Consider the following 21,800-nt stretch of genomic DNA (forward strand, 5'->3'; position numbering starts at 1 on the left):
TAACGGATGGGCGCCAACCTGCAAGGGGCGTCAGCGTATTTGCGCCTCGGGCACACTCAGTGTGCGTGGGATCAGTAAAGCATCCCAGTGTTCGATGCCCCAGCTCAGCACTTCCCGAGGGCTGGCATGGACCATTTCGCTGTCGGTTTTCTGCCCCAGGGCGCGCAAGGCGCGCAGCAGCAGTGGTGTGGCCTGGTCCTCGGCCAGCGGCGGGGAGCGGTAGGATTTGCCCAGTTTATGCCCGTCCGGCTGGGTGATCAGCGGCACATGCAGGTAACGCGGCTGCGGCAGGCCGAGCAGTTCCTGCAGGTACAGCTGGCGGGGGGTGGAGTCCAGCAGGTCGGCGCCGCGCACGATATCGGTCACCCCTTGCCAGGCGTCGTCGAGCACCACCGCCAGTTGATAGGCGTAGAGGCCGTCGCGGCGGCGGATCACGAAGTCGCCGACATCCCGCCCCAGGTGCTGGCGGAATTCGCCCTGGACCCGGTCGGTGAAGCGATATTCCAGCTCCGGCACGCGCAAACGGATGGCGGCATCTTCCTGGCTGTGTCCGGCATTGCGGCACAGGCCCGGATAAATGCCGTGGTAGGGCTCCAGTTGCTTGCGCGAGCAGGTGCAGGCGTAAGCCAGGCCCTGGTTGAACAGGCGGTCGAGGACTTCGGCGTAGGCCGCGTGCCGCTCGCTCTGGCGGACCATTTCGCCGTCCCACTCGAAGCCGTAGCTTTCCAGGGCCTTGAGAATGGCTGCCTGGGCGCCGGGCTCTTCCCGAGGCGGATCGAGGTCTTCCATGCGCAACAGCCAGCGGCCGCCAGCGGCGCGGGCATCGAGGTAGGAGGCCAGGGCGGCGACCAGCGAGCCGAAATGCAGGTGCCCGCTGGGGGTTGGGGCAAAGCGCCCGATGTAGGAAGAGGCGTGAGAGGCGGTCATGGAGAGGATGTTACTTCGTTCGGTCCCAAGGTGACGATGGCATCTGGAGGATCGCCATCGCGAGCAAGCTCGTTCCTACAGGGGGGAGGCGGCAGAAACAAAAACGGAGCGTTCGCACGCTCCGTTTTTCATTCAAGCTGGCGATTACTTGCCGACTTGTTTTTCCTTGATTTCCGCCAGGGTCTTGCAGTCGACACACATGTCGGCGGTAGGGCGGGCTTCCAGGCGGCGAATACCGATCTCGACGCCGCAGGATTCGCACCAGCCGTATTCTTCGTCTTCGATCAGTTGCAGCGTCTTGTCGATCTTCTTGATCAGCTTGCGCTCACGGTCGCGGGCGCGCAGTTCCAGGCTGAATTCTTCTTCCTGGCTGGCACGGTCGGCCGGATCTGGGAAGTTGGCTGCTTCGTCTTTCATGTGATCAACAGTGCGGTCGACTTCCTGCATCAAGTCCTGTTTCCACTTGTTCAGGATCTTGGTGAAGTGCTCGCGCATGGGCTTGCCCATGTACTCTTCGCCCGCGGTTTCAACATAGGGCTCGAAGCCGCTGATCGATTGATTCTGTTGCTTTGCTTGGGTGGGCATGAAATGGACCGCCTCTACTCATGTAATCCATTGCGCAGGATTGCTCCATCACCGACACATGCCGGCCCTGCGACTGCAAGCGGGCGAACTTACCAGATCAAATCGGACGGCGCTACTCCCGGTTGTCGAGCCCGCGTCCCACGGCGCTTGCAAAGGTCGATGCCGTCTGGCCTGGTCAGTTCGGGGGCCTGGTCAATTAATGATTTTAGCCAAGCCTGGGCCTAGTGTCCGTCTTCTTTACAGGGGGGATGGCAGGTGCTTGAAGGCTTTGGGCTCTCCCTTGTCCCCGGGGTTGGGTAGAATCTTTTTTTTGCTCACTTCAATGAAGGAAGGCTAATGGCTCAGCCCTACAGTGCGCGCAGCCGCGCTATCGAACCTTTCCACGTGATGGCCCTGCTGGCCCGTGCCAATGAGCTGCAAGCGGCCGGGCACGATGTGATTCACCTGGAAATCGGTGAACCGGACTTCACCACGGCTGAGCCGATCATCAAGGCCGGGCAGGCCGCGCTGGAGGCGGGCAAGACTCGCTACACCGCCGCCCGCGGGATTCCCGAGTTGCGCACGGCCATCTCCGGCTTCTATCGGCAGCGCTACGGGCTGGACATCGACCCCGAGCGCATCATGATCACGCCCGGTGGCTCCGGTGCGTTGCTGCTGGCCAGCAGCCTGCTGGTCGACCCCGGCAAACACTGGCTGCTGGCGGACCCGGGCTACCCCTGCAACCGGCACTTCCTGCGCCTGGTGGAAGGCGCGGCGCAGTTGGTGCCGGTCGGACCGGACGTGAGTTATCAACTGACGCCGGATCTGCTGGAGCGTTACTGGGATCAGGACAGCGTCGGCGCCCTGGTGGCATCGCCAGCCAACCCGACCGGCACCTTGCTCACCCGTGACGAGCTGGCAGGGCTGTCGGCCGCGGTGAAGGCGCGTAATGGCCATCTGGTGGTGGACGAGATCTACCACGGCCTGACCTACGGCTGCGATGCCGCCAGCGTGCTGGAAGTCGATGACGGCGCCTTTGTCCTGAATAGCTTTTCCAAATATTTCGGCATGACCGGCTGGCGCCTGGGTTGGCTGGTGGCGCCGCAGGCGGCGGTCGGCGAGTTGGAGAAACTGGCGCAGAACCTCTATATCAGTGCCCCGAGTATGGCCCAGTACGCCGCTCTGGCCTGCTTCGAGCCAGGCACCATCAGTATCCTGGAAGAGCGTCGCAACGAGTTTCAGCGGCGTCGCGACTTCCTCCTGCCAGCCCTGCGCGAGCTGGGTTTTGGCATCGCCGTGGAGCCGGAAGGGGCGTTCTACCTGTATGCCGATATCAGCGCCTTCGGCGGCGATGCCTTTGCCTTCTGCCGGCACTTCCTCGAGACCGAGCACATTGCCTTTACCCCGGGGCTGGATTTCGGTCGCCATCAGGCCGGGCACCACGTCCGGTTCGCTTACACCCAGAGCCTGCCGCGCCTGCAGGAAGCGGTGGAGCGGATTGCCCGTGGCCTGCGGAGCTGGCAAGGCTGATGCGTTTTCATCCTCCCCTCGAAGAAGGTCGCCTGGTGCGTCGTTACAAGCGCTTTCTCGCCGATATCGAGACCATTGGCGGCGAGTTGCTGACCATTCACTGCCCCAACACCGGTTCCATGTTCAATTGCATGGTCGAGGGCGGGCAGGTCTGGTTCAGCCGTTCCAATGACCCCAAGCGCAAATTGCCCGGGACCTGGGAAATCAGCGAGACGCCCCAGGGCCGGCTGGCTTGCGTCAACACGGCGCGGGCCAACACGCTGGTGGAAGAAGCCTTGCGCGCCGGGGTGATCACTGAGTTGAACGGTTTTACCGCGCTCAAGCGGGAAGTGTCCTACGGCCAGGAAAACAGCCGTATCGACTTTCGCCTGGACTATTTGGACGTCCCGGCGTTTGTCGAGGTCAAAAGCGTCACCCTGGGCTTCGACGGCTCCGCGGTCGCGGCGTTTCCGGATGCGGTGACCCAGCGTGGCGCCAAGCATTTGCGAGAGTTGGCCTGCCTGGCGCGTGACGGTATCCGGGCGGTGCAGTTGTATTGCGTCAACCTGTCGGGTGTCGAGGCGGTGCGGCCGGCCGAAGAGATCGACCCCGGTTATGCCGCGGCGCTGCGTGAGGCGGTAGCGTCCGGGGTCGAGGTACTGGCCTATGGGGTACGCTTGACTGCCGAGGAAGTGTGTATCGACCGTCGTCTGGACGTATTGCTCAACGGCTAGATCTGAACCCAGATGCCCTGGCTGTCTTCCCGACAGGGGATGGCCGTCAGGGACTGCCCGGCACAAGGGCCGGCCACGCATTCGCCGTTTTCGATCAGAAACAGCGCGCCGTGGGTGGCGCACTGAATCAGGCTGGCGCTGGGATCGAGGAACTGATCGGGCTGCCACTCCAGGGCGACCCCGCGATGGGGGCAGCGGTTGGTGTAGACGTAGACCTTTCGATCGCGGCGCACCGCGAAAAGTGGCTGGCCTTCGAGGTTGAAACCTCGGCTGGAAGCCTCCGGCAGATCGCCGGGGGGGCAAAGAAACTTCATGTCTATCCTCGGTAACCGACGGCTCTGGGCTCAGGCTGTCACAGTTTTCCTGCGGGCGCTTGATGAAACATGTCTGTGCTTGACGGTCAAATGCAAACAATTATCAAATGGCCGCTTCGCCTGTGGGGCGCTTGCTCATTTCGATGCCTGGGTTGCAGGGCATGTCACATGCACGGCGGCTTCCGTGGGCCCACTCTCTGAAGGAATACCTTTATGCGTTCGAGTGCCCGCGCAATCGCGCTCTGTGTCGGACTTCTGGCCAGCCATGCCGCTGTGGCGGCCGAGTTGCCACAACGCTGGGTGAGCGCCGGTGGCGCCTTGTCCGAATGGGTGAGCGCGCTGGGCGCCGAGTCGAAGCTGGTGGGCGTGGACACCACCAGCCAGCATCCCGAGTCCCTGAAGAAGCTGCCGAGCATCGGTTATCAGCGCCAGCTGTCGGCGGAAGGCATTCTCAGCCTGCGTCCGCAGATTCTGCTGGGCACCGAAGAGATGGGGCCACCACCGGTGCTCTCGCAGGTGCGCAGCGCCGGGGTGCAGGTCGAGCTGTTCTCGGCCCAGGCCGACCTGCCGACCCTGCAGGGCAATCTGCAGCATCTGGGCAAGTTGCTGGGCAGCGAAGACAAGGCGACGCAACTGTTCGAGCAATATAAGCAGCAACTGGATCAGCAGCAGGCCTGGGTCAGCCAGGCCCGGAAAAAGCAGGCGCCGCCGGGTGTGCTGCTGTTGCTCGGGCATGCGGGTGGCAAACCTCTGATTGCCGGCAAGGACACCGCTGCCGACTGGCTGTTGCAGCAGGCGGGTGGACGCAATCTTGCCACCCACACGGGGTACAAACCCTTTTCCACGGAGTCGTTGGCCGAACTCAACCCCCAGGTGCTGGTGTTTGCCGATCGCAGCCTGAGCGGCGGGGCGGCCCGCGCCGCGCTGTTCAAGGAGAACCCGATTCTCGCCTCCAGCGGTGCGGCGAAGGCCGGCCGGGTCTTCGAGATTGATCCGACCTTGCTGGTGGGAGGCCTGGGGCCACGCTTGCCACAGAACCTGAAAAGGCTGTCAGCCGATTTCTACCCAGCCGCGCCGGGCCAGGCCAGCACCGCCCAATGACCCCTTTGCTTAAACCCCGTGCGTTGTTCATTGGCCTGAGCCTGCTGTGCCTGTTGGCGATCTGGTTGTCCCTGGCGCTCGGGCCGGTCAGCCTGCCGCTGTTCGATACCCTGCGTGCCGCCCTGCGTTTGCTGGGCTTGCCCATTGAGGGGCAGGGGCTGGAGCAGGCCGAACTGATCCTCGGACAGATTCGCTTGCCTCGCACCTTGCTGGGTTTGGCGGTAGGGGGCGTCCTGGCGCTGTCCGGCGTGGCGATGCAAGGGCTGTTTCGCAATCCCTTGGCCGACCCGGGGCTGGTAGGCGTCTCGAGTGGCGCGGCGCTGGGCGCGGCCTTTGCCATCGTCGGTGGCTCGCTGCTGGGCGGCGTGCCGGAAGCGATCGGTCCTTACCTGCTGTCGTTCTGTGCCTTTCTCGGTGGTCTGGTGGTGGCGTGGCTGGTCTACCGCCTGGGACGGCGCAACGGCCAGACCCATGTGGCGACCATGCTGTTGGCCGGGATTGCGTTGACGGCGCTGGCCAGCTCGGCGGTGGGCCTGTTCACCTACCTGGCCGACGATGCGACCTTGCGTACCCTGACGTTCTGGAACCTGGGCAGTCTCAACGGCGCCAGTTATTCGAGATTGTGGCCACTGTTGCTGGTCAGTGCGGCTGTGGCGTTGTGGCTGCCACGCCGGGCCAAGGCCTTGAATGCCTTGCTGCTGGGCGAGTCCGAGGCCGGTCATCTGGGGATCGATGTCGAACGGTTGAAGCGAGAACTGGTGTTCTGTACCGCGCTGGGTGTTGGTGCGGCTGTCGCCGCTGCCGGGCTGATCGGCTTTGTCGGGCTGGTGGTGCCCCATCTGGTGCGCCTGCTGGCGGGGCCTGACCACCGGACCTTGTTGCCAGCGTCGATACTGGCCGGCGCCAGCCTGCTGTTGCTGGCCGATCTGGTGGCGCGCCTGGCGCTGGCGCCTGCGGAGTTGCCCATCGGCATCGTGACCGCCTTTATCGGTGCGCCCTTCTTTTTGTTTCTGTTGTTGCGAGGGCGTGCCTGATGCTGCGAGCGGAAAATCTGGCGGTGCGCCGTGGCAGGAAAACCGTGCTGGAGGGGATCGACCTTGAACTCAAGCCCGGTGAAGTGCTGGGAGTGCTGGGCCCCAATGGCGCAGGTAAAAGCACCTTGCTGGCGGCCTTGTGTGGCGAGTTGAAACCCGATCACGGCCAGGTCTGGCTGGATCAGTGCGAACTCTGCAGATGGGACGGCGGGCAAAAGGCGCAAAGGCTGGCGGTACTGCCGCAAAGTTCGACACTCGAGTTCGCTTTCCGGGTCGAGGAGGTCGTCGGCCTGGGACGCCTGCCTTATCAAAGCGGCCGGGCACGGGATGACGAGATCGTCATGCAAGCCCTGCAAGCGGCGGATGCCGGGCATCTGCACGGTCGCAGCTATGTGGCCTTGTCGGGCGGCGAACGTCAGCGCGTGCACCTGGCCCGGGTGTTGGCGCAGCTATGGCCGGGCGCGGCCGGCCAGACCCTGTTGCTCGATGAGCCGACCTCGGCCCTCGACCCTTTGCATCAACATGTCACCTTGCAGGCCATCCGCGAGTTTGCCGATCGTGGGGTCGCGGTCCTGGTGATCCTGCATGATCTGAACCTCGCCGCGCGATATTGTGATCGCCTGTTGCTGCTCGAAGGCGGGCGGCCCCACTCGCTGGACAGTCCGGCGCAGGTGCTGCGGCCCGAACCGCTCAAGGCCGTGTTTGGGCTGGAGGTGTTGGTGCAGGCGCATCCCGAGCGCGGCCACCCTTTGATCATCGCCCGCTGAGGCGATTCGCGGAGACGCCAGATGCGTGTGCTATTGATCCTGAGTGTGTTGCTGCTGGGCGCCTGCCAGGGCGTGCCGGTCATGCCTGAACTTCCGGTCCAGGCTGATAGCGCGGCGATTCTGGACCTGCGCAGTGGAAAGGCCCTGACCCCGGAGGAGCTGGTCATTCGTCTGTCCCGGGCATCTCGGGTGATTGTCGGCGAACAGCATGACCACCCCGAACATCACGCCTTGCAGCTATGGCTGTTGCAGGCGATGGCGACCCAGCGCGCGCAAGGCAGCCTGCTATTGGAAATGCTCACGCCGGACCAGCAACCGCGGGTCGATTCACTCCGTCAACACCGGGCGACGCAGGGGCTGCCTGATGACCTGCCTGGCGCGCTGGCCTGGTCGCCGGGTTGGGCCTGGGCATTGTACGGACCTATCGTGCGTTATGCGTTATTCCAGCCTTATCCATTGCTGGCCGCCAATCTGGACAGCTCCGAAGTTCGCACTATCTATCGCCAGGCACCGGCCTTGAGTGGTGAACACTCGAATGCCGCGTCGGTGCGTAACGAGTTGTTGCAGCAAGTCCGAGACTCCCATTGTGGGCTACTGCCCGAAAGCCAGATGCCGGCGATGCTGGCGGTGCAGCAGCAACGTGACCGACGCATGGCTGAGGGCTTGCTGGCGGCACCGACGCCGGCGCTGCTTTTTGCCGGGGCCTTTCATGCGCGCAAGGATGTCGGGGTGCCGGTTCACCTGCAGGACCTTGGCGCCTCGAACGGCGCCGTGGTGCTGATGCTGGCGCAGAAGGGCGCACAGGTATCGGCGCAAAGCGCGGATTATGTGTGGTACAGCGCGCGGCTGCCGGAGAAGGATTACTGCGCCGAGATGCGCCAGTAGGCGGATGGCTTTTTTCAGGCAAAAAAAGACCCGGCAAGAGCCGGGTCAAATAACCGTGATTAGCCTGATGAGGAGATAATCTGAGAGTCCGAACCACTGGTCTTCCAGGTTATCGACTGATCTCGCGACCAGTTGTGATAATCATAACGATTCTCATTACCAAGTCAACAAGGTTTTTCCTGTTTCTGCGAATTCCGCCAAACGCTCGTTTGGATTGCCCGTAAGTACGGGGCTTTAAAGGTTGGCGCTCAGGCTGTGCAAGCGGCTGACTTCCTCGTTCAACAGGTCGATTCGCCGCGCCATGCTTTCGATCAGGCTATGGGCGATACGTGGATTGCTCTGAGTCAGGCTGAGAAACTGGCTCTTGGGGATCAGCATCAGGGTGCATGGCTCGCTGGCAATCACGCTGGCGTTGCGTTTCTCCCCGGTGAAAATGGCCATCGCACCAAAGATCTCGTCCTTGGGCACGTCTCCGACCTTGTGTCCGTCGACAAAGGCTTCGGCGTGCCCTTCGATAATGACGAACACATGATCGGCGTCATCGCCCTGGCGGATCAGCACCTCGCCCTTGGCCACGCGTTGAAAACCGTTGCTGTTGCGCAACTCGGGTTGCTTGAGGCGGGCAACGGCATCGGACAGCAGGGCGGTTTGTCCGATCAGGTACTGCAGAAACAGTTCGGAACGCTGTTCGTCGGCATACAGATGCTGGAACACCGCGGAACGCTGATAGGGGATCAGGCTCAACGGCTGCTCGCTGCTGAGTTGCCAGCGCGGCAACTCGGCTCCTCGACGTAGCCCGAGCAGATCGCCTTCATGCAGATAAAACAGTGGGCGCTCATCGATACTGGCTTGTACCTGGCCGCTTTCGAGCAGGAACAGCTGGCTGTCGGCAAGGCTGCTGGAGAGGTCCTTGGAAGGGGCCACTTCCATTACGTCGCCGGACGGCAGCAGGCCTTCCAGCAGGCGCGGCGGGATGCTTTGCAGCCGATTGATCAAGGCGTCGGCGTAAGCCGGTTGTTCCCCCAGTAGATACATGAAAAGCCTGCCAGGTCAGTTCTTGTGGCGTGAAGAAATGGCGTCCAGCTGTTTATTGAGTGCTTCCTTGCGTTCTGCCGGAATGTCATTCCAGTGCACATCCATCAGGGCGCCTTCGATGGCGTACAACAGCACCTTCGAGGCTCGAAAACCTCGGGTCCGCACGGCTCGATAGGCGTCCACCGCCCCCAGGCGGCGCAAGTCCGAAGCGCTATGGATGCCCACCGCATGCAGCCATTGTGCCGACGTCTTGCCAAGGTTCTTAAGGTGTTGCAATTCATCATTCATCAAGCCTCCTTGCGACGGCCGAATGGTGCGTGGGCAAGTCTCAAAGGAGTGTAGCGCTCAGTAGGAAAAGCGCTGTTCTTTGGTCGGCTTTGGCGCAAAAGCTTCTAAGGCGACAGAGGAAAGTACGTCAGAAGCAGAGGGAGGGGAGGGAAGGAGGCAGGCCAAGTCCAGCGTAAGGCAGAGAGCGCCGGACCTTGGAGCAAAAACGGCGATTACTTGGTGCGGTAGCGCAGGCGAGTGCCGAAATTGACGGACATCAGGATTTCATCGGCGGTCAGTTCGGGCGGGAAGTAGGCGCCGGAGATCTGCGCATGGGCCAGGCTGGCGCCTTCCATGGCGGAATTGCGCAGGTCGAGGCCGCGCAGGTCGGCAGAGCGGAAGTAGGCGTCGGTGAAGTCGATGCCGTCGGCGTTCAGTTCACGTAGGTCGAGCCCACGAAAATCGCCGCCGCGCATGTCGACAGTCTGGTCTTTCGGGCGCTCCCGGTTAAAGCCGTCGATGTCGTCTTTGTGCAGCAAAGCGTAAAGGGGGGTGTCGAGAAGTTTGGGCTGACTCATGGGGCGTCACCTGCTGGAATTATGACGCCAGTATAGTGCCACTATTTTTCAGCCGTGAAGCCTTTGCGGTTTCACGGCTGAAATAGTTGATTACAAGCCTGGGAGACGCTGGCGAATATTCGCGACCAGGGCGTCGAGGCTCCCGCTTTCATTGGTCTCGACGCGCTTGCTGCGCAGTACTTCTTCGGCGCTCAGGGCTTCGCGATTGGCTTGCTGCTGTTCGATCACGGCCAGGGTCGCGTCCGACGGGTCGTTGCGATCGGCCTGGCGTTGCGCCAGCCAGCTGGCGATGACGGCCTGCGGGGCGTTGCAGTCGATGATCAGGCAAGGGGTGCCGGTCGCTTCGGCAACCTTGGCCGCAGCATCACGCTGGTCGCGCTTGAGGTAGGTGGCGTCGATAACCACCGGGAAACCGGCGCGCAGGACGATACCGGCAAGTTCATGCAGGCGGTCATAGGTCGCGGTGTTGGCCTGGGCATTATAAATGCCGACATTCGGATCGTTCTGTACCTGCTGCTCGCCGAACAGGCGTTTGCGCTCGACATCGGAACGCAGGCGAACGGCGCCCAAAGCCTCCACCAGGCGCATGGCCACATGGCTTTTACCAACGGCGGAAACGCCAGAAGTAATCGCCAGGAAACGCGATGGAATGGTGCTGTAGCTCTCTGCCAGGTTGGCGTAGTTGCGGTACTGGCGCAGGGCCGTGGCGCGCTGCATCGGGCTGGCGTCGGCCGGCATGCTGAACAGGGCGACCTTGGCCCGTACCAGGGCGCGGTAGGCTTTGTAGAAATTCAGCAGCTCCAGGCCCTGATAGTCACCGGTCTGTTCCAGGTACTGGCTGATGAAGCGGCGTGCCAGGCATTTCAGGCCGCGGTCTTCCAGGTCCATGGCGAGGAAGCCGGCGTCGGCATAGACATCAGTGAAGCGGAACGGCTCGTTGAACTCGATGCAATCGAAGATCACTACCTTGCCGTCGATGAGCGTTGCGTTACCCAGATGGATGTCGCCGTGGCATTCGCGGATGAAGCCCTCGGCCTTGCGCTCGGCGAAGAGCGGCTTGAGGCGTTCGAAGCTGCTTTCGGCCCAGGCTTGCAGGGCTTCAAGTTGCTGCAGGTCGGCCTTGTCGCTGAGGAACGGGCGGATCTGCTCGAAGTTCTGACGTACCGGTTCCATTACGCTTTCCGGGGTGCCGGCTACGTGGGCTGCGGGAACTCGCGGGGCGTCGAGGTGGAACCTGGCAATCTGCCGGGCCATTTCGTCGATGTGCGCGGTGGTCAGTTCGCCATTGGCTTGCAGGGTGCTGAGCAGTTGGCTTTGCGGGAACTGGCGCATTTTCAGCGCGTATTCGATGACCGGGCCGTCGCCTGCGATCTGCGGCGCGTCGACAGTGCCGGTGATCGGCAACACTTCCAGATACAAATCATCGGTCAGGCGCTGGTTGAGACGCAGCTCTTCACCACAGAAGTGCCCACGCGCTTCAAGGCCGGTGAAATCGAGAAAGCCGAAGTTGACCGGCTTTTTCAGCTTATAGGCATAGGGGCCGGTGAGCAGGACCCAGGAAATATGGGTCTCGATGACCTGGAATCCGTCTACGGGATGCGGGTAGAGGGCCGGGTTTTGCAGGGCGGCGATCAGGGATTGGCTCACAGGCGATCCTTCAGAGTCGGGGAAAATTCAAGGGCGTCATTATGGCCGCTGACAGGGCTAACGCAAACCTCGGGCGGCTCCTGTTGACTATGAATAAAGTGCGTATAATCCGCCGCCATGACTCGTACTCGATCCCCCCGTTCCGCTAAAAAACGTCCGTCTAGTGGCCCGCGCCCCTGGCTGGGCTGGGCCTTGAAGCTCGGTCTGGTCGCTCTGGTGGTGCTCGCCGGCTTTGCGGTTTATCTCGATGCCGTGGTCCAGGAGAAATTCTCCGGCAAGCGCTGGACCATTCCGGCCAAGGTCTATGCGCGCCCGCTGGAGCTGTTCGTCGGACAGAAGCTCAGCAAGGACGATTTCCTCACCGAGCTCGACGCACTTGGCTATCGCCGCGAAAGTGTGGTCAACGGCCCTGGTGCTGCGTCGGTCAGTGGCAACACCGTTGAACTCAATACCCGCGGTTTCCAGTTCTATGAAGGCATGGAACAGGCGCAACCGGTGCGAGTGCGTTTCTCCGGCGACTACGTGGCCGAGCTGTCGGGCAGCAAAGGCTCGAAACTGGCCGTGGTGCGCCTGGAGCCGCTGCTGATTGGCGGCCTGTATCCGAAGAATCTCGAAGACCGGATCCTGATCAAGATCGATCAGGTGCCTCCTTATCTGCTGGAAACCCTGGTGGCGGTCGAGGACCGGGATTTCTACAGCCACTTTGGCGTGTCGCCGAAGTCGATCGCCCGGGCGGTGTGGGTCAATACCTCGTCCGGTGCCATGCGCCAGGGCGGCAGTACCCTGACCCAGCAGTTGGTCAAGAACTTCTACCTGACCAACGAGCGCAGCCTGAGCCGCAAGCTCACCGAAGCGATGATGGCCCTGCTGCTTGAGCTGCATTACGACAAGCGCGAGATCCTCGAGGCGTACCTCAACGAGGTCTTCATCGGTCAGGACGGCCAGCGTGCGGTGCACGGTTTCGGCCTGGCCAGCCAGTTCTTCTTCAGCCAGCCGCTGGCTGAACTGAAGTTGCATCAGATCGCCTTGCTGGTAGGGATGGTCAAGGGCCCGTCCTATTACAACCCGCGTCGTTATCCGGAGCGCGCGCTGGAACGGCGTAACCTGGTGCTCGATCTGCTGGCGCAGCAGGGTGTGGCGACGCCGGAGCAGGTCGAAGCGGCGAAGAAAATGCCCTTGGGCGTGACCAAGCGCGGCAGCCTGGCGGACAGCTCGTTCCCCGGCTTCCTGGACCTGGTGAAGCGTCAGTTGCGTGAGGATTACCGCGACGAAGACTTGACCGAGGAAGGCCTGCGGATTTTCACCAGTTTCGACCCGATTCTGCAGATGAAGGCCGAGGCTTCGGTCAGTGACACTTTCAAGCGTCTGGCCGGGCGCAAGGGATCGGATGAAGTCGAAGCGGCGATGGTGGTGACCAATCCGGAAACCGGCGAAGTCCAGGCCATGATCGGCAGCCGTCAGGCCGGTTTTGCCGGTTTCAACCGGGCGCTGGATGCGGTGCGGCCGATCGGCTCCCTGATCAAGCCTGCGGTTTACCTGACGGCACTGGAGAAACCCAGCCAGTACACCCTGACCAGTTGGCTCTCCGACGAGGCCTTCTCGGTGAAAGGCGGCGACGGGCAAGTGTGGAAACCCCAGAACTACGACCGTCGTTCCCATGGCACGGTCTTCCTTTATCAGGGGCTGGCCCATTCCTATAACCTGTCGACCGCGCGCCTGGGCCTGGAAGTCGGTGTGCCGAACGTGCTGAAGACCCTGGGACGCCTTGGCGTCACCCGCGAATTCCCGGCGTTCCCTTCGATGCTGCTGGGGGCGGGGGGCTTGAGCCCGATGGAAGTCGCCACCATGTACCAGACCCTGGCCAACGGCGGTTTCAACACCCCGATGCGCGGGATCCGTAGTGTGCTGACCGCCGAAGGCGAGCCGCTGAAGCGTTATCCGTTCCAGATCCAGCAACGTTTCGACCCGGGTTCGATCTACCTGATCCAGAGCGCGATGCAGCGCGTCATGCGCGAAGGTACCGGCAGCTCGGTCTACAACGTGTTGCCGCGTTCCCTGGCGCTGGCGGGCAAGACTGGTACCAGTAACGATTCCCGCGACAGCTGGTTCGCCGGTTTCAGCCAGGATCTGCTGGCGGTGGTCTGGCTGGGGCGTGATGACAACGGCAAGACACCGTTCACCGGCGCCACTGGCGCGTTGCAGGTTTGGACCAGTTTCATGCGCAAGGCCGACCCGCTGCCATTGGATATGCCGCAACCGGATAACGTGGTGCAGGCCTGGGTCGACTCGCGGACCGGGCAAGGCTCGGATGCCAACTGTCCGGGTGCCGTGCAGATGCCGTATATTCGCGGCAGTGAACCCCCACCCGGTCCTGCATGCGGCGGCGATGTCCCGGCGCCTGTTGAGTCGGTGATGGATTGGGTCAAGGGCTGGATGAATTAAGCGAAGAGGGTTTGACGTGAACAAGTGGTGGATTCCAGCTATTACAGCTCTGGCTTTGCTCAATGGTTGCGCCAGCGTGCAGCGTGGCTCGATTCCGGTGGTGGACTCCGGTACCTCCGTGTCCAATAGCGAGCGCATTTCGGCCAATGGTGGCTTTCGTCAGACGACCATCAAGCGTCCGGCGCAGGCACAGACTCAAAGTATTCCGCAGGACTCGGGCGTGGTGGTGATGGTGCCGGGCGGGGCTGCGGCCACTGCCGCGCCAATCAGCAGCGCGCCGATTACCCCGGGCCCGATCACGCCTGGACCTATCGATACCTCACCGATCCAGTCTGCGCCGATCAATCAGGGCAGCTACAGCCTGCCGCCGACGCCGAGCGGAGTACCTTCGGCCAGCTCTGGCGGGCTGTCCGCCGATGAGCAACTGGATGGTCCGGTGCTGGCACTGTTGACTACGGCCCAGCAGCAACAGGCGAGTGGCGACCTGAACGGCGCTTCCTCCAGCCTCGAGCGCGCTCAGCGTGTAGCACCGCGTGAGCCGCAGGTGCTGTATCGCCTGGCCCAGGTACGCATGGCCCAGGGCGATGCAGCGCAGGCTGAACAGTTTGCCCGTCGCGGCCTGAGCTTCGCCAACGGTCGTCCTGACCTGCAGGCCAGCCTGTGGGCATTGATCGCCCAGGCGCGCGAGAAACAGGGCGATGCCGCCGGTGCCGCTCAGGCCCGACAGAAAGCCAAGGTGTCTCTGTGATGGATGCGCGTTTTCCAAAGATTGCCGAGCAGTTGCTGTTGATCGAGCGTGAGCTGCGGTTGCAGGGGTTGTGGGATGACACCCCACCGAGCACCGAGGCCCTGGCCAGTATCGAGCCGTTTGCCGTGGACACACTGGAGTTCGAGCAATGGCTGCAGTGGATCTTCCTGCCGCGGATGAAGGCGATTCTTGAACAGGACCTGCCGCTGCCCAGCGCCTCGGGCATCCAGGAAATGGCCGAAGTGGTATTCGCCGGTCGCCCGATGCAGGGCCGGGACCTTCAGTTGCAGATCCTGCTCAAAGAGTTCGACCAACTGATCGTCGCCACCCGCTAAACCCTCTGCAACCACTGCCTAGCGGCAGTGGTTGTCGATCACCTTCTGCGTTTCCACGATGCGCTGCTGACGCTGTTCCTCGGTCAGGCGGCGCGTTCCCTCCTCTGTGTTCTCGCTCAGGCGCGGGTTGTTCTGCAACTGCGTCAGGCTGGCCCGTGCCTGTGTGCAAAAACGCCTGCGCTCGGCTTCCTGCCTGGCGAGCTGTTGCTTGGCCTGGTTGTCCATGACCTGTTGCTGGGTGTCCGGCTTGTCGGGTGACGGCGTACGGGACGCACCTTGCGGGTTTTTCGGCAGGGTGATGACGGTGCTGGCCACGCCTTGGGGTGGCTGGGCGTCGAAATGGGTGACTCCCTGGGCGTCGACCCATTTGTAAATCTGCCCGGCCTGGCACGGGAGAGTCATGGCGAGCAGCAGGCCGGCGGTCATGGCGAAGGTTCGCATTTTTGAATTCCTTATCCAGGATTGCGCAATTGAAGCGCAGACACTCGCGGTTTACAGGTTTTTTCTTGCGTTCTCATGCGCTTAGTTCGAATAAAGCACATTGACGTCTTGACTTGCAGAGGGCGAAACAGAAGAATCCAAAGTCCGCTGTAGAGGGACTGCCAGAAGCAGACCCACTCGGCAGAACATGAGGCGCACATCCGCGCCGACCTGCTACACCCGCAACGCGTTACCTCGCGCTGGGTGGGAAAACCCCGCAACACTTGGGGCACTCCCAATACTTGCTCAGTCAGTGCTGACGTAGTCGGCGACCACCGTCGCTCATGCTCTGCTGAGAAGTAAACCTATTAAGACCCGTCCCCTTTCAAGAGGGCGGTATTCTGGCGTTTTAGAGGTGAACAACGTGGAGCTTTTATCTGGCGGTGAGATGCTCGTCCGCTTTTTGCGTGACGAAGGCGTCAAATATATCTATGGGTACCCGGGTGGTGCTCTCCTTCATGTCTACGATGCCCTGTTCAAAGAACCGGAAGTGACCCACATCCTGGTTCGTCACGAGCAAGCGGCTACCCATATGGCTGACGGCTACGCCCGTGCCACCGGCAAGGCCGGTGTGGTACTGGTGACTTCCGGCCCTGGCGCGACCAATGCCATCACCGGTATCGCCACTGCCTATATGGACTCCATTCCAATGGTGATCATTTCCGGTCAGGTGCCTAGCACCATGGTCGGTACCGACGCGTTCCAGGAAACCGACATGATCGGTATCTCCCGGCCGATCGTGAAGCATAGCTTCATGATCAAGCACGCTTCGGAAATCCCGGAAGTCATGAAGAAGGCGTTCTACCTGGCGCAATCCGGTCGTCCGGGTCCAGTCGTGGTCGATGTCCCTAAGGACATGACCAATCCGGCTGAAAAGTTCGAATACGTTTTCCCTAAAAAAGCGAAGCTGCGCTCCTACAGCCCGGCTGTTCGTGGGCATTCCGGGCAAATCCGCAAGGCGGCAGAAATGCTCCTGGCGGCCAAGCGTCCTGTGCTGTACGCAGGCGGCGGCGTGATCCTCGGTGGTGGCTCCGCGCCGCTGACCGAACTGGCACAAATGCTCAACCTGCCGGTCACCAATACCCTGATGGGCTTGGGGGCCTACCCTGGCACCGATCGTCAGTTCGTCGGCATGCTCGGCATGCACGGCAGCTACACCGCCAACCTGACCATGCACCATGCCGATGTGATCCTGGCAGTCGGCGCGCGTTTCGACGACCGTGTCATCAACGGCCCGGCGAAATTCTGCCCGAACGCCAAGATCATCCACGTCGACATCGACCCGGCGTCCATCTCCAAGACCATCAAGGCAGACGTGCCGATCGTGGGTCCGGTAGAGAGCGTCCTGACCGAAATGGTCGCGGCCCTCAAGGAAATCGGCGAAACCCCGAACAAGGACACAGTCGCCAGTTGGTGGAAGCAGATCGAGGAGTGGCGCGGTGATCGCGGCCTGTTCCCTTACGACAAGGGCGATGGCAGCATCATCAAGCCGCAGACCGTGATCGAGACCCTCTGCGAAGTGACCAAGGGCGACGCCTATGTGACTTCCGACGTGGGTCAGCACCAGATGTTCGCGGCGCAGTACTACCGGTTCAACAAGCCCAATCGCTGGATCAACTCCGGTGGCCTGGGCACGATGGGCTTTGGTTTCCCTGCGGCCATGGGCGTCAAGTTGAGTTTCCCTGATGCTGACGTTGCCTGTGTAACGGGCGAGGGCAGTATCCAGATGAACATTCAGGAACTGTCGACCTGCCTGCAGTACGACCTGCCGGTCAAGATCATCAACCTGAACAACGGTGCGCTGGGTATGGTGCGTCAGTGGCAGGACATGAACTACGGTAGCCGTCACTCGCATTCCTACATGGAATCGCTGCCTGATTTCGTCAAGCTGGCCGAAGCCTATGGGCACGTGGGCATTCGCGTCACGGACCTGAAGGACCTGAAGCCGAAGATGGAAGAAGCATTCGCCATGAAAGATCGTCTGGTGTTCCTCGACATCCAGGTCGATACCAGCGAGCACGTCTACCCGATGCAGATCAAAGACGGCTCCATGCGCGATATGTGGCTGAGCAAGACGGAGCGTACTTAATCATGCGGCACATTATCTCCTTGCTTCTGGAAAACGAACCGGGCGCCTTGTCTCGTGTGGTTGGCCTGTTTTCGCAGCGCAACTACAACATCGAAAGCCTGACCGTGGCGCCGACCGAAGACCCGACCCTGTCGCGTCTGACGCTGACCACCGTGGGGCACGATGAAATCATCGAGCAGATCACCAAGAACCTGAACAAGCTGGTTGAAGTGGTCAAGCTGGTCGACCTGTCGGAAAGCGCTCACATCGAGCGCGAGCTGATGCTGGTAAAGGTCAAGGCCACCGGCGCCCAGCGCGCCGAGGTCAAGCGCACTACCGATATTTACCGTGGGCAGATCGTCGACGTCAGTGCCAGCGTGTATACCGTTCAATTGACCGGTACCAGCGACAAGCTCGACAGTTTCATCCAGTCGATCGGCACCGCCTCGATTCTGGAAACCGTACGCAGTGGCGTCACCGGCATTGCCCGTGGCGATAAAGTACTCAGCATCTAACTCAAATTAGCGAACGGCCTGAACGGCCTGATATAGGGGAAATTCATGAAAGTTTTCTACGATAAAGACTGCGACCTCTCGATCATCCAGGGCAAGAAAGTTGCCATCATCGGTTACGGTTCCCAGGGCCACGCTCAAGCGTGCAACCTGAAAGACTCCGGCGTCGACGTGACCGTTGGCCTGCGTAAAGGCTCGGCTACCGTTGCCAAGGCTGAAGCCCATGGCCTGAAAGTGACCGACGTTGCCGCGGCCGTTGCCGGCGCCGACCTGGTCATGATCCTGACCCCGGACGAGTTCCAGTCCCAGCTGTACAAGAACGAAATCGAGCCGAACATCAAGAAGGGCGCCACCCTGGCCTTCTCCCACGGCTTCGCGATCCACTACAACCAGGTTGTTCCGCGCGCCGACCTCGACGTGATCATGATCGCGCCGAAGGCCCCGGGTCACACCGTGCGTTCCGAGTTCGTCAAGGGCGGCGGTATCCCTGACCTGATCGCTATCTACCAGGACGCTTCCGGCAACGCCAAGAACGTTGCTCTGTCCTACGCCGCTGGCGTGGGCGGCGGCCGTACCGGCATCATCGAAACCACCTTCAAGGACGAGACTGAAACCGACCTGTTCGGCGAGCAGGCTGTTCTGTGTGGCGGTACCGTCGAGCTGGTCAAAGCCGGTTTCGAAACCCTGGTCGAAGCTGGCTACGCGCCAGAAATGGCCTACTTCGAATGCCTGCACGAACTGAAGCTGATCGTTGACCTCATGTACGAAGGCGGTATCGCCAACATGAACTACTCGATCTCCAACAACGCCGAGTACGGCGAGTACGTGACCGGCCCTGAAGTGATCAACGCCGAATCCCGTCAGGCCATGCGCAACGCTCTGAAGCGCATCCAGGACGGCGAATACGCCAAGATGTTCATCAGCGAAGGCGCCACCGGCTATCCATCGATGACCGCCAAGCGTCGTAACAACGCCGCTCACGGTATCGAAATCATCGGTGAACAACTGCGTTCGATGATGCCGTGGATCGGTGCCAACAAAATCGTCGACAAAGCCAAGAACTAAGTTCGAGTCTTGTCAGGGAAAACGCGGCCTAGGCCGCGTTTTTTCGTTTGGATAGACAGGTTCTGGTATAAAGCTGGATCCTTTGTGGTCCAATCATGGCCCTGGGTATCGTCGAAACTTTTCACACCGTTGCAAGGTAATGTCCATGAGCGAACGTCCCGAAGAGCCAAACCAGGCCTCTGACGCCGATAGCCTGCTACCCATCGATGAGCATGTCGAAGAGGGGCATGACGCTGAAGGCCGTAAAGTCCGGCATCGTGGTATCTATCTGCTGCCGAACCTCTTCACCACCGCGAACCTGTTCGCCGGTTTCTACTCGATCATCAATTCCATGAGTGCCCAGAGCGCGTTGAGCGCCGGTGACGCGGCAGGAGCGAGCAAGTATTTCGCGTTCGCGGCCATCGCGATCTTTGTCGCCATGGTGCTCGATGGCCTGGACGGGCGCGTAGCCCGCATGACCAATACCCAGAGCGCTTTTGGCGCTGAGTATGACTCGCTGTCCGACATGGTTGCCTTCGGCGTTGCGCCTGCCTTGCTGGCCTTTGGTTGGGCGCTGGGTGACATGGGCAAGGTCGGCTGGATGGTCGCCTTCATCTATGTAGCTGGCGCGGCGTTGCGTCTGGCTCGTTTCAACACCCAGGTGGGGACTGCCGACAAGCGCTACTTCATCGGCCTGGCCAGCCCGGCCGCGGCGGGTGTGGTGGCCGGTATCGTCTGGGCATTCAGCGATTACGGTATCCAGGGTTCGAAGATGTCGTTCCTGGTGGCGCTGATGGTCGCGGCGGCCGGCATGCTGATGGTCAGTAATATCAAGTACAACAGCTTCAAGGAGCTGGATCTGAAGGGGCGCGTACCTTTCGTGGCGATCCTCGCCGTGGTTCTGGTATTCGCCGTGGTCTTCAGTGATCCGCCGCGGATTTTGTTGCTGGTTTTCCTCGCCTACGCAGCCTCTGGCCCGATTCAGTACTTGTTGCATCTTCGTCGGCGCAAAACGTTGCCTTAATGTAATTTCCCCCATACTCCGCAGTCTATTGGTGCATCAGTCCTCCAATGCTGCGGAGTTGCCATGTTGATCAAAGTCCCCAAGTCGTCTGACTGCAAAGAGTCGGATGTCACGCCTGAATCCCTTTATGTCTCTCGTCGTAGCCTGTTGGGCGGGGCCATTGCCGGTCTGGCTGCCTGTGCGCTGCCGCGTTGGGCCAGTGCCGAAGACGCGGGGCGCTATCCGGATGTCGAGCCTGGCAAGGCACCGTCATGGTTTGTGCAAAAACTACCGGAAACAAAATGGCAGGCGGTCAACGTCAAGGATGAGGCGATCACCCCGTTCAAGGACGCCACCCACTACAACAACTTCTATGAGTTCGGTACCGACAAGGGCGACCCGGCTGCCAATGCCGGCGCGCTGAAAACCGAACCCTGGAGCGTGGTGGTGGACGGGGAGGTGGGTAAACCAGGGCGTTATGCGCTGGAAGACTTCATGAAGCCTTATCGGTTGGAAGAGCGGATCTACCGGCTGCGTTGTGTCGAGGCCTGGTCCATGGTGATTCCCTGGATCGGTTTCCCGATTTCCGAGTTGCTCAAGCAGGTCGAGCCAACTTCGAAGGCCAAATACATCCGCTTCGAAACCCTTCAGGACCCTAAAAGCATGCCCGGTCAGCGTTCGGGTTTTGCCCTGATCGACTGGCCTTATGTAGAAGGCCTGCGCCTGGATGAGGCGATGCACCCGCTGGCGATTCTGGCCGTGGGGATGTATGGCCGCGAGCTGCCTAACCAGAACGGCGCGCCATTGCGTTTGGTGGTGCCCTGGAAGTACGGCTTCAAGAGCATCAAGTCCATCGTGCGCATCAGTCTGGTGGAGGAGCAGCCGAAAACCACCTGGCAAAGCATCGCCGCCAATGAGTACGGCTTTTACGCGAACGTGAATCCTACGGTTGATCACCCTCGCTGGACTCAGGCGCGCGAGCGTCGCCTGCCTAGCGGCCTGTTCAGTCCCAATGTGCGTGAGACGCAGATGTTCAACGGCTACGCGGATGAAGTCGTTTCTTTATATACCGGCCTGGATCTGCGGAAGAATTACTGATGCGCTATCCACTCTGGCGCCTTGGCGTCTTTATCGTTGCGGCTATCTGGCCTTTGCTCTGGTTGTACCAGGCTTGGGCCTCTGCTCTCGGACCCGATCCAGGGAAAGTGCTGGTCGATCGTCTGGGGTTGGGGACGCTGATCTTTTTGCTGATCACCCTGAGCATGACCCCTCTACAGAAACTGACGGGGTGGGTGGGCTGGATCGCGGTACGCCGACAGCTCGGTTTGTGGTGCTTTGCTTATGTGGTGCTGCATTTAAGTGCCTACGCCGTATTTATCCTCGGGCTCGATTGGTCACAGCTGGGAGTGGAGTTGCGTAAGCGGCCCTACATTATTGTTGGAAGCCTGGGGTTCCTCGGGTTGTTGGCCTTGGCGGTGACTTCTAATAGATACAGCCAGCGTCGCCTGGGCAGTCGTTGGAAGAAACTGCATCGGTTGGTCTATCTCATTCTTGGGCTGGGGCTACTGCATATGCTCTGGATTGTTCGGGCTGATCTTAAAGAGTGGGCTATCTATGCTTCTATCGGCGCATTGTTATTACTGCTGCGGCTACCGCCGGTGACACGTCGAATCCCCCGTTTAATGGTGAAAAAACCATCTTCTGCAACAAAAGCGTAATTAGGGGTTGACGGCAGATTCTGGAAGTCTATAATTCGCCCCACTTCCGGCGCAGTCGAAACGGAAAACTCCTTGAGATTCAACGAGT

At 61.0% G+C, this 21,800-nt stretch carries 23 protein-coding genes; 15 read left to right on the top strand and 8 right to left on the bottom strand.

What is annotated here, in order from left to right; all coding sequences use genetic code 11:
* Nucleotides 1–30: 30 nt before the first annotated feature.
* Together gluQRS and dksA are read right to left on the bottom strand one after the other, a co-directional pair.
* The gene (gene gluQRS, locus PVZ78_RS21220) at nt 31–927 is read right to left on the bottom strand and encodes a tRNA glutamyl-Q(34) synthetase GluQRS (protein ID WP_009050893.1); all 897 of its coding nucleotides are present in this window, start codon (nt 925–927) and stop codon (nt 31–33) included.
* 144 nt (nt 928–1,071) lie between these two features.
* Complete coding sequence (dksA, locus tag PVZ78_RS21225) at nt 1,072–1,512, bottom strand: RNA polymerase-binding protein DksA (protein WP_007924645.1); 441 nt, start codon at nt 1,510–1,512, stop codon at nt 1,072–1,074.
* A gap of 336 nt (nt 1,513–1,848) precedes the next feature.
* Here dksA and PVZ78_RS21230 point away from each other — a divergent pair, with 336 nt between their 5' ends.
* Entirely contained in the window at nt 1,849–3,021 is a 1,173-nt protein-coding gene (locus PVZ78_RS21230; protein WP_038635176.1) for a pyridoxal phosphate-dependent aminotransferase, read from the top strand.
* Entirely contained in the window at nt 3,021–3,734 is a 714-nt protein-coding gene (sfsA, locus tag PVZ78_RS21235) for a DNA/RNA nuclease SfsA (protein WP_009050891.1), read from the top strand. Before PVZ78_RS21230 ends, sfsA begins: the two co-directional genes overlap by 1 nt.
* Here the strand turns inward: sfsA and PVZ78_RS21240 are convergent.
* Complete coding sequence (locus PVZ78_RS21240) at nt 3,731–4,048, bottom strand: Rieske (2Fe-2S) protein (protein ID WP_009050890.1); 318 nt, start codon at nt 4,046–4,048, stop codon at nt 3,731–3,733. The genes sfsA and PVZ78_RS21240 overlap by 4 nt on opposite strands.
* Before the next feature lie 213 nt (nt 4,049–4,261).
* Here PVZ78_RS21240 and PVZ78_RS21245 point away from each other — a divergent pair, with 213 nt between their 5' ends.
* From PVZ78_RS21245 to PVZ78_RS21260, 4 genes are read left to right on the top strand one after another with little or no spacing between them, the layout of a single operon-like run.
* On the top strand, nt 4,262–5,149 hold the full coding sequence (locus PVZ78_RS21245) for a heme/hemin ABC transporter substrate-binding protein (RefSeq protein WP_273829209.1): 888 nt from the start codon (nt 4,262–4,264) through the stop codon (nt 5,147–5,149).
* Nucleotides 5,150–5,199: 50 nt separating this feature from the next.
* Nucleotides 5,200–6,183, top strand: a complete 984-nt coding sequence (locus PVZ78_RS21250; RefSeq protein ID WP_164485215.1) for a FecCD family ABC transporter permease — start codon at nt 5,200–5,202, stop codon at nt 6,181–6,183.
* Complete coding sequence (locus PVZ78_RS21255) at nt 6,183–6,950, top strand: heme ABC transporter ATP-binding protein (RefSeq protein ID WP_016703660.1); 768 nt, start codon at nt 6,183–6,185, stop codon at nt 6,948–6,950. The genes PVZ78_RS21250 and PVZ78_RS21255 overlap by 1 nt, the downstream gene beginning before the upstream one ends.
* Nucleotides 6,951–6,971: 21 nt before the next feature.
* The gene (locus PVZ78_RS21260) at nt 6,972–7,835 is read left to right on the top strand and encodes a ChaN family lipoprotein (protein ID WP_101283577.1); all 864 of its coding nucleotides are present in this window, start codon (nt 6,972–6,974) and stop codon (nt 7,833–7,835) included.
* Between the two features lie 234 nt (nt 7,836–8,069).
* Here the strand turns inward: PVZ78_RS21260 and PVZ78_RS21265 are convergent, their stop codons facing one another.
* The 4 genes from PVZ78_RS21265 to PVZ78_RS21280 form a co-directional block, all read right to left on the bottom strand.
* Nucleotides 8,070–8,870, bottom strand: a complete 801-nt coding sequence (locus PVZ78_RS21265) for a Crp/Fnr family transcriptional regulator (RefSeq protein WP_273829210.1) — start codon at nt 8,868–8,870, stop codon at nt 8,070–8,072.
* A 15-nt stretch (nt 8,871–8,885) separates the two neighbouring features.
* Nucleotides 8,886–9,158: a TfoX/Sxy family protein gene (locus tag PVZ78_RS21270; RefSeq protein ID WP_009050884.1), complete on the bottom strand. Its 273-nt coding sequence runs from the start codon at nt 9,156–9,158 to the stop codon at nt 8,886–8,888.
* Between the two features lie 212 nt (nt 9,159–9,370).
* Entirely contained in the window at nt 9,371–9,715 is a 345-nt protein-coding gene (locus PVZ78_RS21275) for a pentapeptide repeat-containing protein (protein WP_009050883.1), read from the bottom strand.
* Nucleotides 9,716–9,805: 90 nt separating this feature from the next.
* Entirely contained in the window at nt 9,806–11,362 is a 1,557-nt protein-coding gene (locus PVZ78_RS21280) for a bifunctional aminoglycoside phosphotransferase/ATP-binding protein (protein WP_016703657.1), read from the bottom strand.
* A 117-nt stretch (nt 11,363–11,479) separates the two neighbouring features.
* On the opposite strand from PVZ78_RS21280, the gene mrcB reads away from it, so the two are divergent.
* The 3 genes from mrcB to PVZ78_RS21295 are packed head-to-tail and all read left to right on the top strand — an operon-like array spanning nt 11,480 to nt 14,887.
* On the top strand, nt 11,480–13,804 hold the full coding sequence (gene mrcB / locus PVZ78_RS21285; protein ID WP_009050881.1) for a penicillin-binding protein 1B: 2,325 nt from the start codon (nt 11,480–11,482) through the stop codon (nt 13,802–13,804).
* Between the two features lie 16 nt (nt 13,805–13,820).
* On the top strand, nt 13,821–14,552 hold the full coding sequence (locus PVZ78_RS21290) for a tetratricopeptide repeat protein (RefSeq protein WP_009050880.1): 732 nt from the start codon (nt 13,821–13,823) through the stop codon (nt 14,550–14,552).
* The gene (locus PVZ78_RS21295) at nt 14,552–14,887 is read left to right on the top strand and encodes a YqcC family protein (RefSeq protein ID WP_016703655.1); all 336 of its coding nucleotides are present in this window, start codon (nt 14,552–14,554) and stop codon (nt 14,885–14,887) included. The genes PVZ78_RS21290 and PVZ78_RS21295 overlap by 1 nt, the downstream gene beginning before the upstream one ends.
* 18 nt (nt 14,888–14,905) lie before the next feature.
* Here the strand turns inward: PVZ78_RS21295 and PVZ78_RS21300 are convergent, their stop codons facing one another.
* Nucleotides 14,906–15,328: a DUF4124 domain-containing protein gene (locus PVZ78_RS21300; protein ID WP_016703654.1), complete on the bottom strand. Its 423-nt coding sequence runs from the start codon at nt 15,326–15,328 to the stop codon at nt 14,906–14,908.
* A 403-nt stretch (nt 15,329–15,731) separates the two neighbouring features.
* On the opposite strand from PVZ78_RS21300, the gene PVZ78_RS21305 reads away from it, so the two are divergent.
* The 6 genes from PVZ78_RS21305 (at nt 15,732) to msrQ (ending at nt 21,712) form a co-directional block, all read left to right on the top strand.
* Nucleotides 15,732–17,456 (top strand): acetolactate synthase 3 large subunit, encoded by a 1,725-nt coding sequence (locus PVZ78_RS21305; RefSeq protein ID WP_007924621.1) that lies wholly within the window; start codon nt 15,732–15,734, stop codon nt 17,454–17,456.
* A 2-nt stretch (nt 17,457–17,458) separates the two neighbouring features.
* A complete protein-coding gene (ilvN, locus tag PVZ78_RS21310) occupies nt 17,459–17,950 on the top strand; it encodes an acetolactate synthase small subunit (RefSeq protein ID WP_007924620.1) in 492 nt (163 codons plus the stop codon).
* A gap of 45 nt (nt 17,951–17,995) precedes the next feature.
* A complete protein-coding gene (gene ilvC / locus PVZ78_RS21315) occupies nt 17,996–19,012 on the top strand; it encodes a ketol-acid reductoisomerase (RefSeq protein WP_007959661.1) in 1,017 nt (338 codons plus the stop codon).
* A gap of 145 nt (nt 19,013–19,157) precedes the next feature.
* Nucleotides 19,158–20,015, top strand: coding sequence for a CDP-diacylglycerol--serine O-phosphatidyltransferase (gene pssA / locus PVZ78_RS21320; RefSeq protein ID WP_009050877.1), 858 nt, complete (start codon nt 19,158–19,160; stop codon nt 20,013–20,015).
* Nucleotides 20,016–20,078: 63 nt separating this feature from the next.
* Nucleotides 20,079–21,092 carry a protein-methionine-sulfoxide reductase catalytic subunit MsrP gene (gene msrP, locus PVZ78_RS21325; RefSeq protein WP_016703652.1) on the top strand — a complete coding sequence of 338 codons (1,014 nt, stop codon included), beginning with the start codon at nt 20,079–20,081 and terminating at the stop codon, nt 21,090–21,092.
* Nucleotides 21,092–21,712 (top strand): protein-methionine-sulfoxide reductase heme-binding subunit MsrQ, encoded by a 621-nt coding sequence (gene msrQ, locus PVZ78_RS21330; RefSeq protein ID WP_016703651.1) that lies wholly within the window; start codon nt 21,092–21,094, stop codon nt 21,710–21,712. The genes msrP and msrQ overlap by 1 nt, the downstream gene beginning before the upstream one ends.
* Nucleotides 21,713–21,800 lie beyond the last annotated feature (88 nt).

This window comes from Pseudomonas sp. SBT1-2 (assembly GCF_028640875.1).
Lineage (GTDB): Bacteria > Pseudomonadota > Gammaproteobacteria > Pseudomonadales > Pseudomonadaceae > Aquipseudomonas > Aquipseudomonas chlororaphis_I.

Bases quoted from the DNA above. Each gene is read 5' to 3' on its own strand.
- gluQRS (WP_009050893.1), bottom strand. From the start codon at position 927: ATGACCGCCTCTCACGCCTCTTCCTACATCGGGCGCTTTGCCCCAACC.
- dksA (WP_007924645.1), bottom strand. From the start codon at position 1,512: ATGCCCACCCAAGCAAAGCAACAGAATCAATCGATCAGCGGCTTCGAG.
- PVZ78_RS21230 (WP_038635176.1), top strand. From the start codon at position 1,849: ATGGCTCAGCCCTACAGTGCGCGCAGCCGCGCTATCGAACCTTTCCAC.
- sfsA (WP_009050891.1), top strand. From the start codon at position 3,021: ATGCGTTTTCATCCTCCCCTCGAAGAAGGTCGCCTGGTGCGTCGTTAC.
- PVZ78_RS21240 (WP_009050890.1), bottom strand. From the start codon at position 4,048: ATGAAGTTTCTTTGCCCCCCCGGCGATCTGCCGGAGGCTTCCAGCCGA.
- PVZ78_RS21245 (WP_273829209.1), top strand. From the start codon at position 4,262: ATGCGTTCGAGTGCCCGCGCAATCGCGCTCTGTGTCGGACTTCTGGCC.
- PVZ78_RS21255 (WP_016703660.1), top strand. From the start codon at position 6,183: ATGCTGCGAGCGGAAAATCTGGCGGTGCGCCGTGGCAGGAAAACCGTG.
- PVZ78_RS21260 (WP_101283577.1), top strand. From the start codon at position 6,972: ATGCGTGTGCTATTGATCCTGAGTGTGTTGCTGCTGGGCGCCTGCCAG.
- PVZ78_RS21265 (WP_273829210.1), bottom strand. From the start codon at position 8,870: ATGTATCTACTGGGGGAACAACCGGCTTACGCCGACGCCTTGATCAAT.
- PVZ78_RS21270 (WP_009050884.1), bottom strand. From the start codon at position 9,158: ATGAATGATGAATTGCAACACCTTAAGAACCTTGGCAAGACGTCGGCA.
- PVZ78_RS21275 (WP_009050883.1), bottom strand. From the start codon at position 9,715: ATGAGTCAGCCCAAACTTCTCGACACCCCCCTTTACGCTTTGCTGCAC.
- mrcB (WP_009050881.1), top strand. From the start codon at position 11,480: ATGACTCGTACTCGATCCCCCCGTTCCGCTAAAAAACGTCCGTCTAGT.
- PVZ78_RS21295 (WP_016703655.1), top strand. From the start codon at position 14,552: ATGGATGCGCGTTTTCCAAAGATTGCCGAGCAGTTGCTGTTGATCGAG.
- PVZ78_RS21300 (WP_016703654.1), bottom strand. From the start codon at position 15,328: ATGCGAACCTTCGCCATGACCGCCGGCCTGCTGCTCGCCATGACTCTC.
- ilvN (WP_007924620.1), top strand. From the start codon at position 17,459: ATGCGGCACATTATCTCCTTGCTTCTGGAAAACGAACCGGGCGCCTTG.
- ilvC (WP_007959661.1), top strand. From the start codon at position 17,996: ATGAAAGTTTTCTACGATAAAGACTGCGACCTCTCGATCATCCAGGGC.
- pssA (WP_009050877.1), top strand. From the start codon at position 19,158: ATGAGCGAACGTCCCGAAGAGCCAAACCAGGCCTCTGACGCCGATAGC.
- msrP (WP_016703652.1), top strand. From the start codon at position 20,079: ATGTTGATCAAAGTCCCCAAGTCGTCTGACTGCAAAGAGTCGGATGTC.
- msrQ (WP_016703651.1), top strand. From the start codon at position 21,092: ATGCGCTATCCACTCTGGCGCCTTGGCGTCTTTATCGTTGCGGCTATC.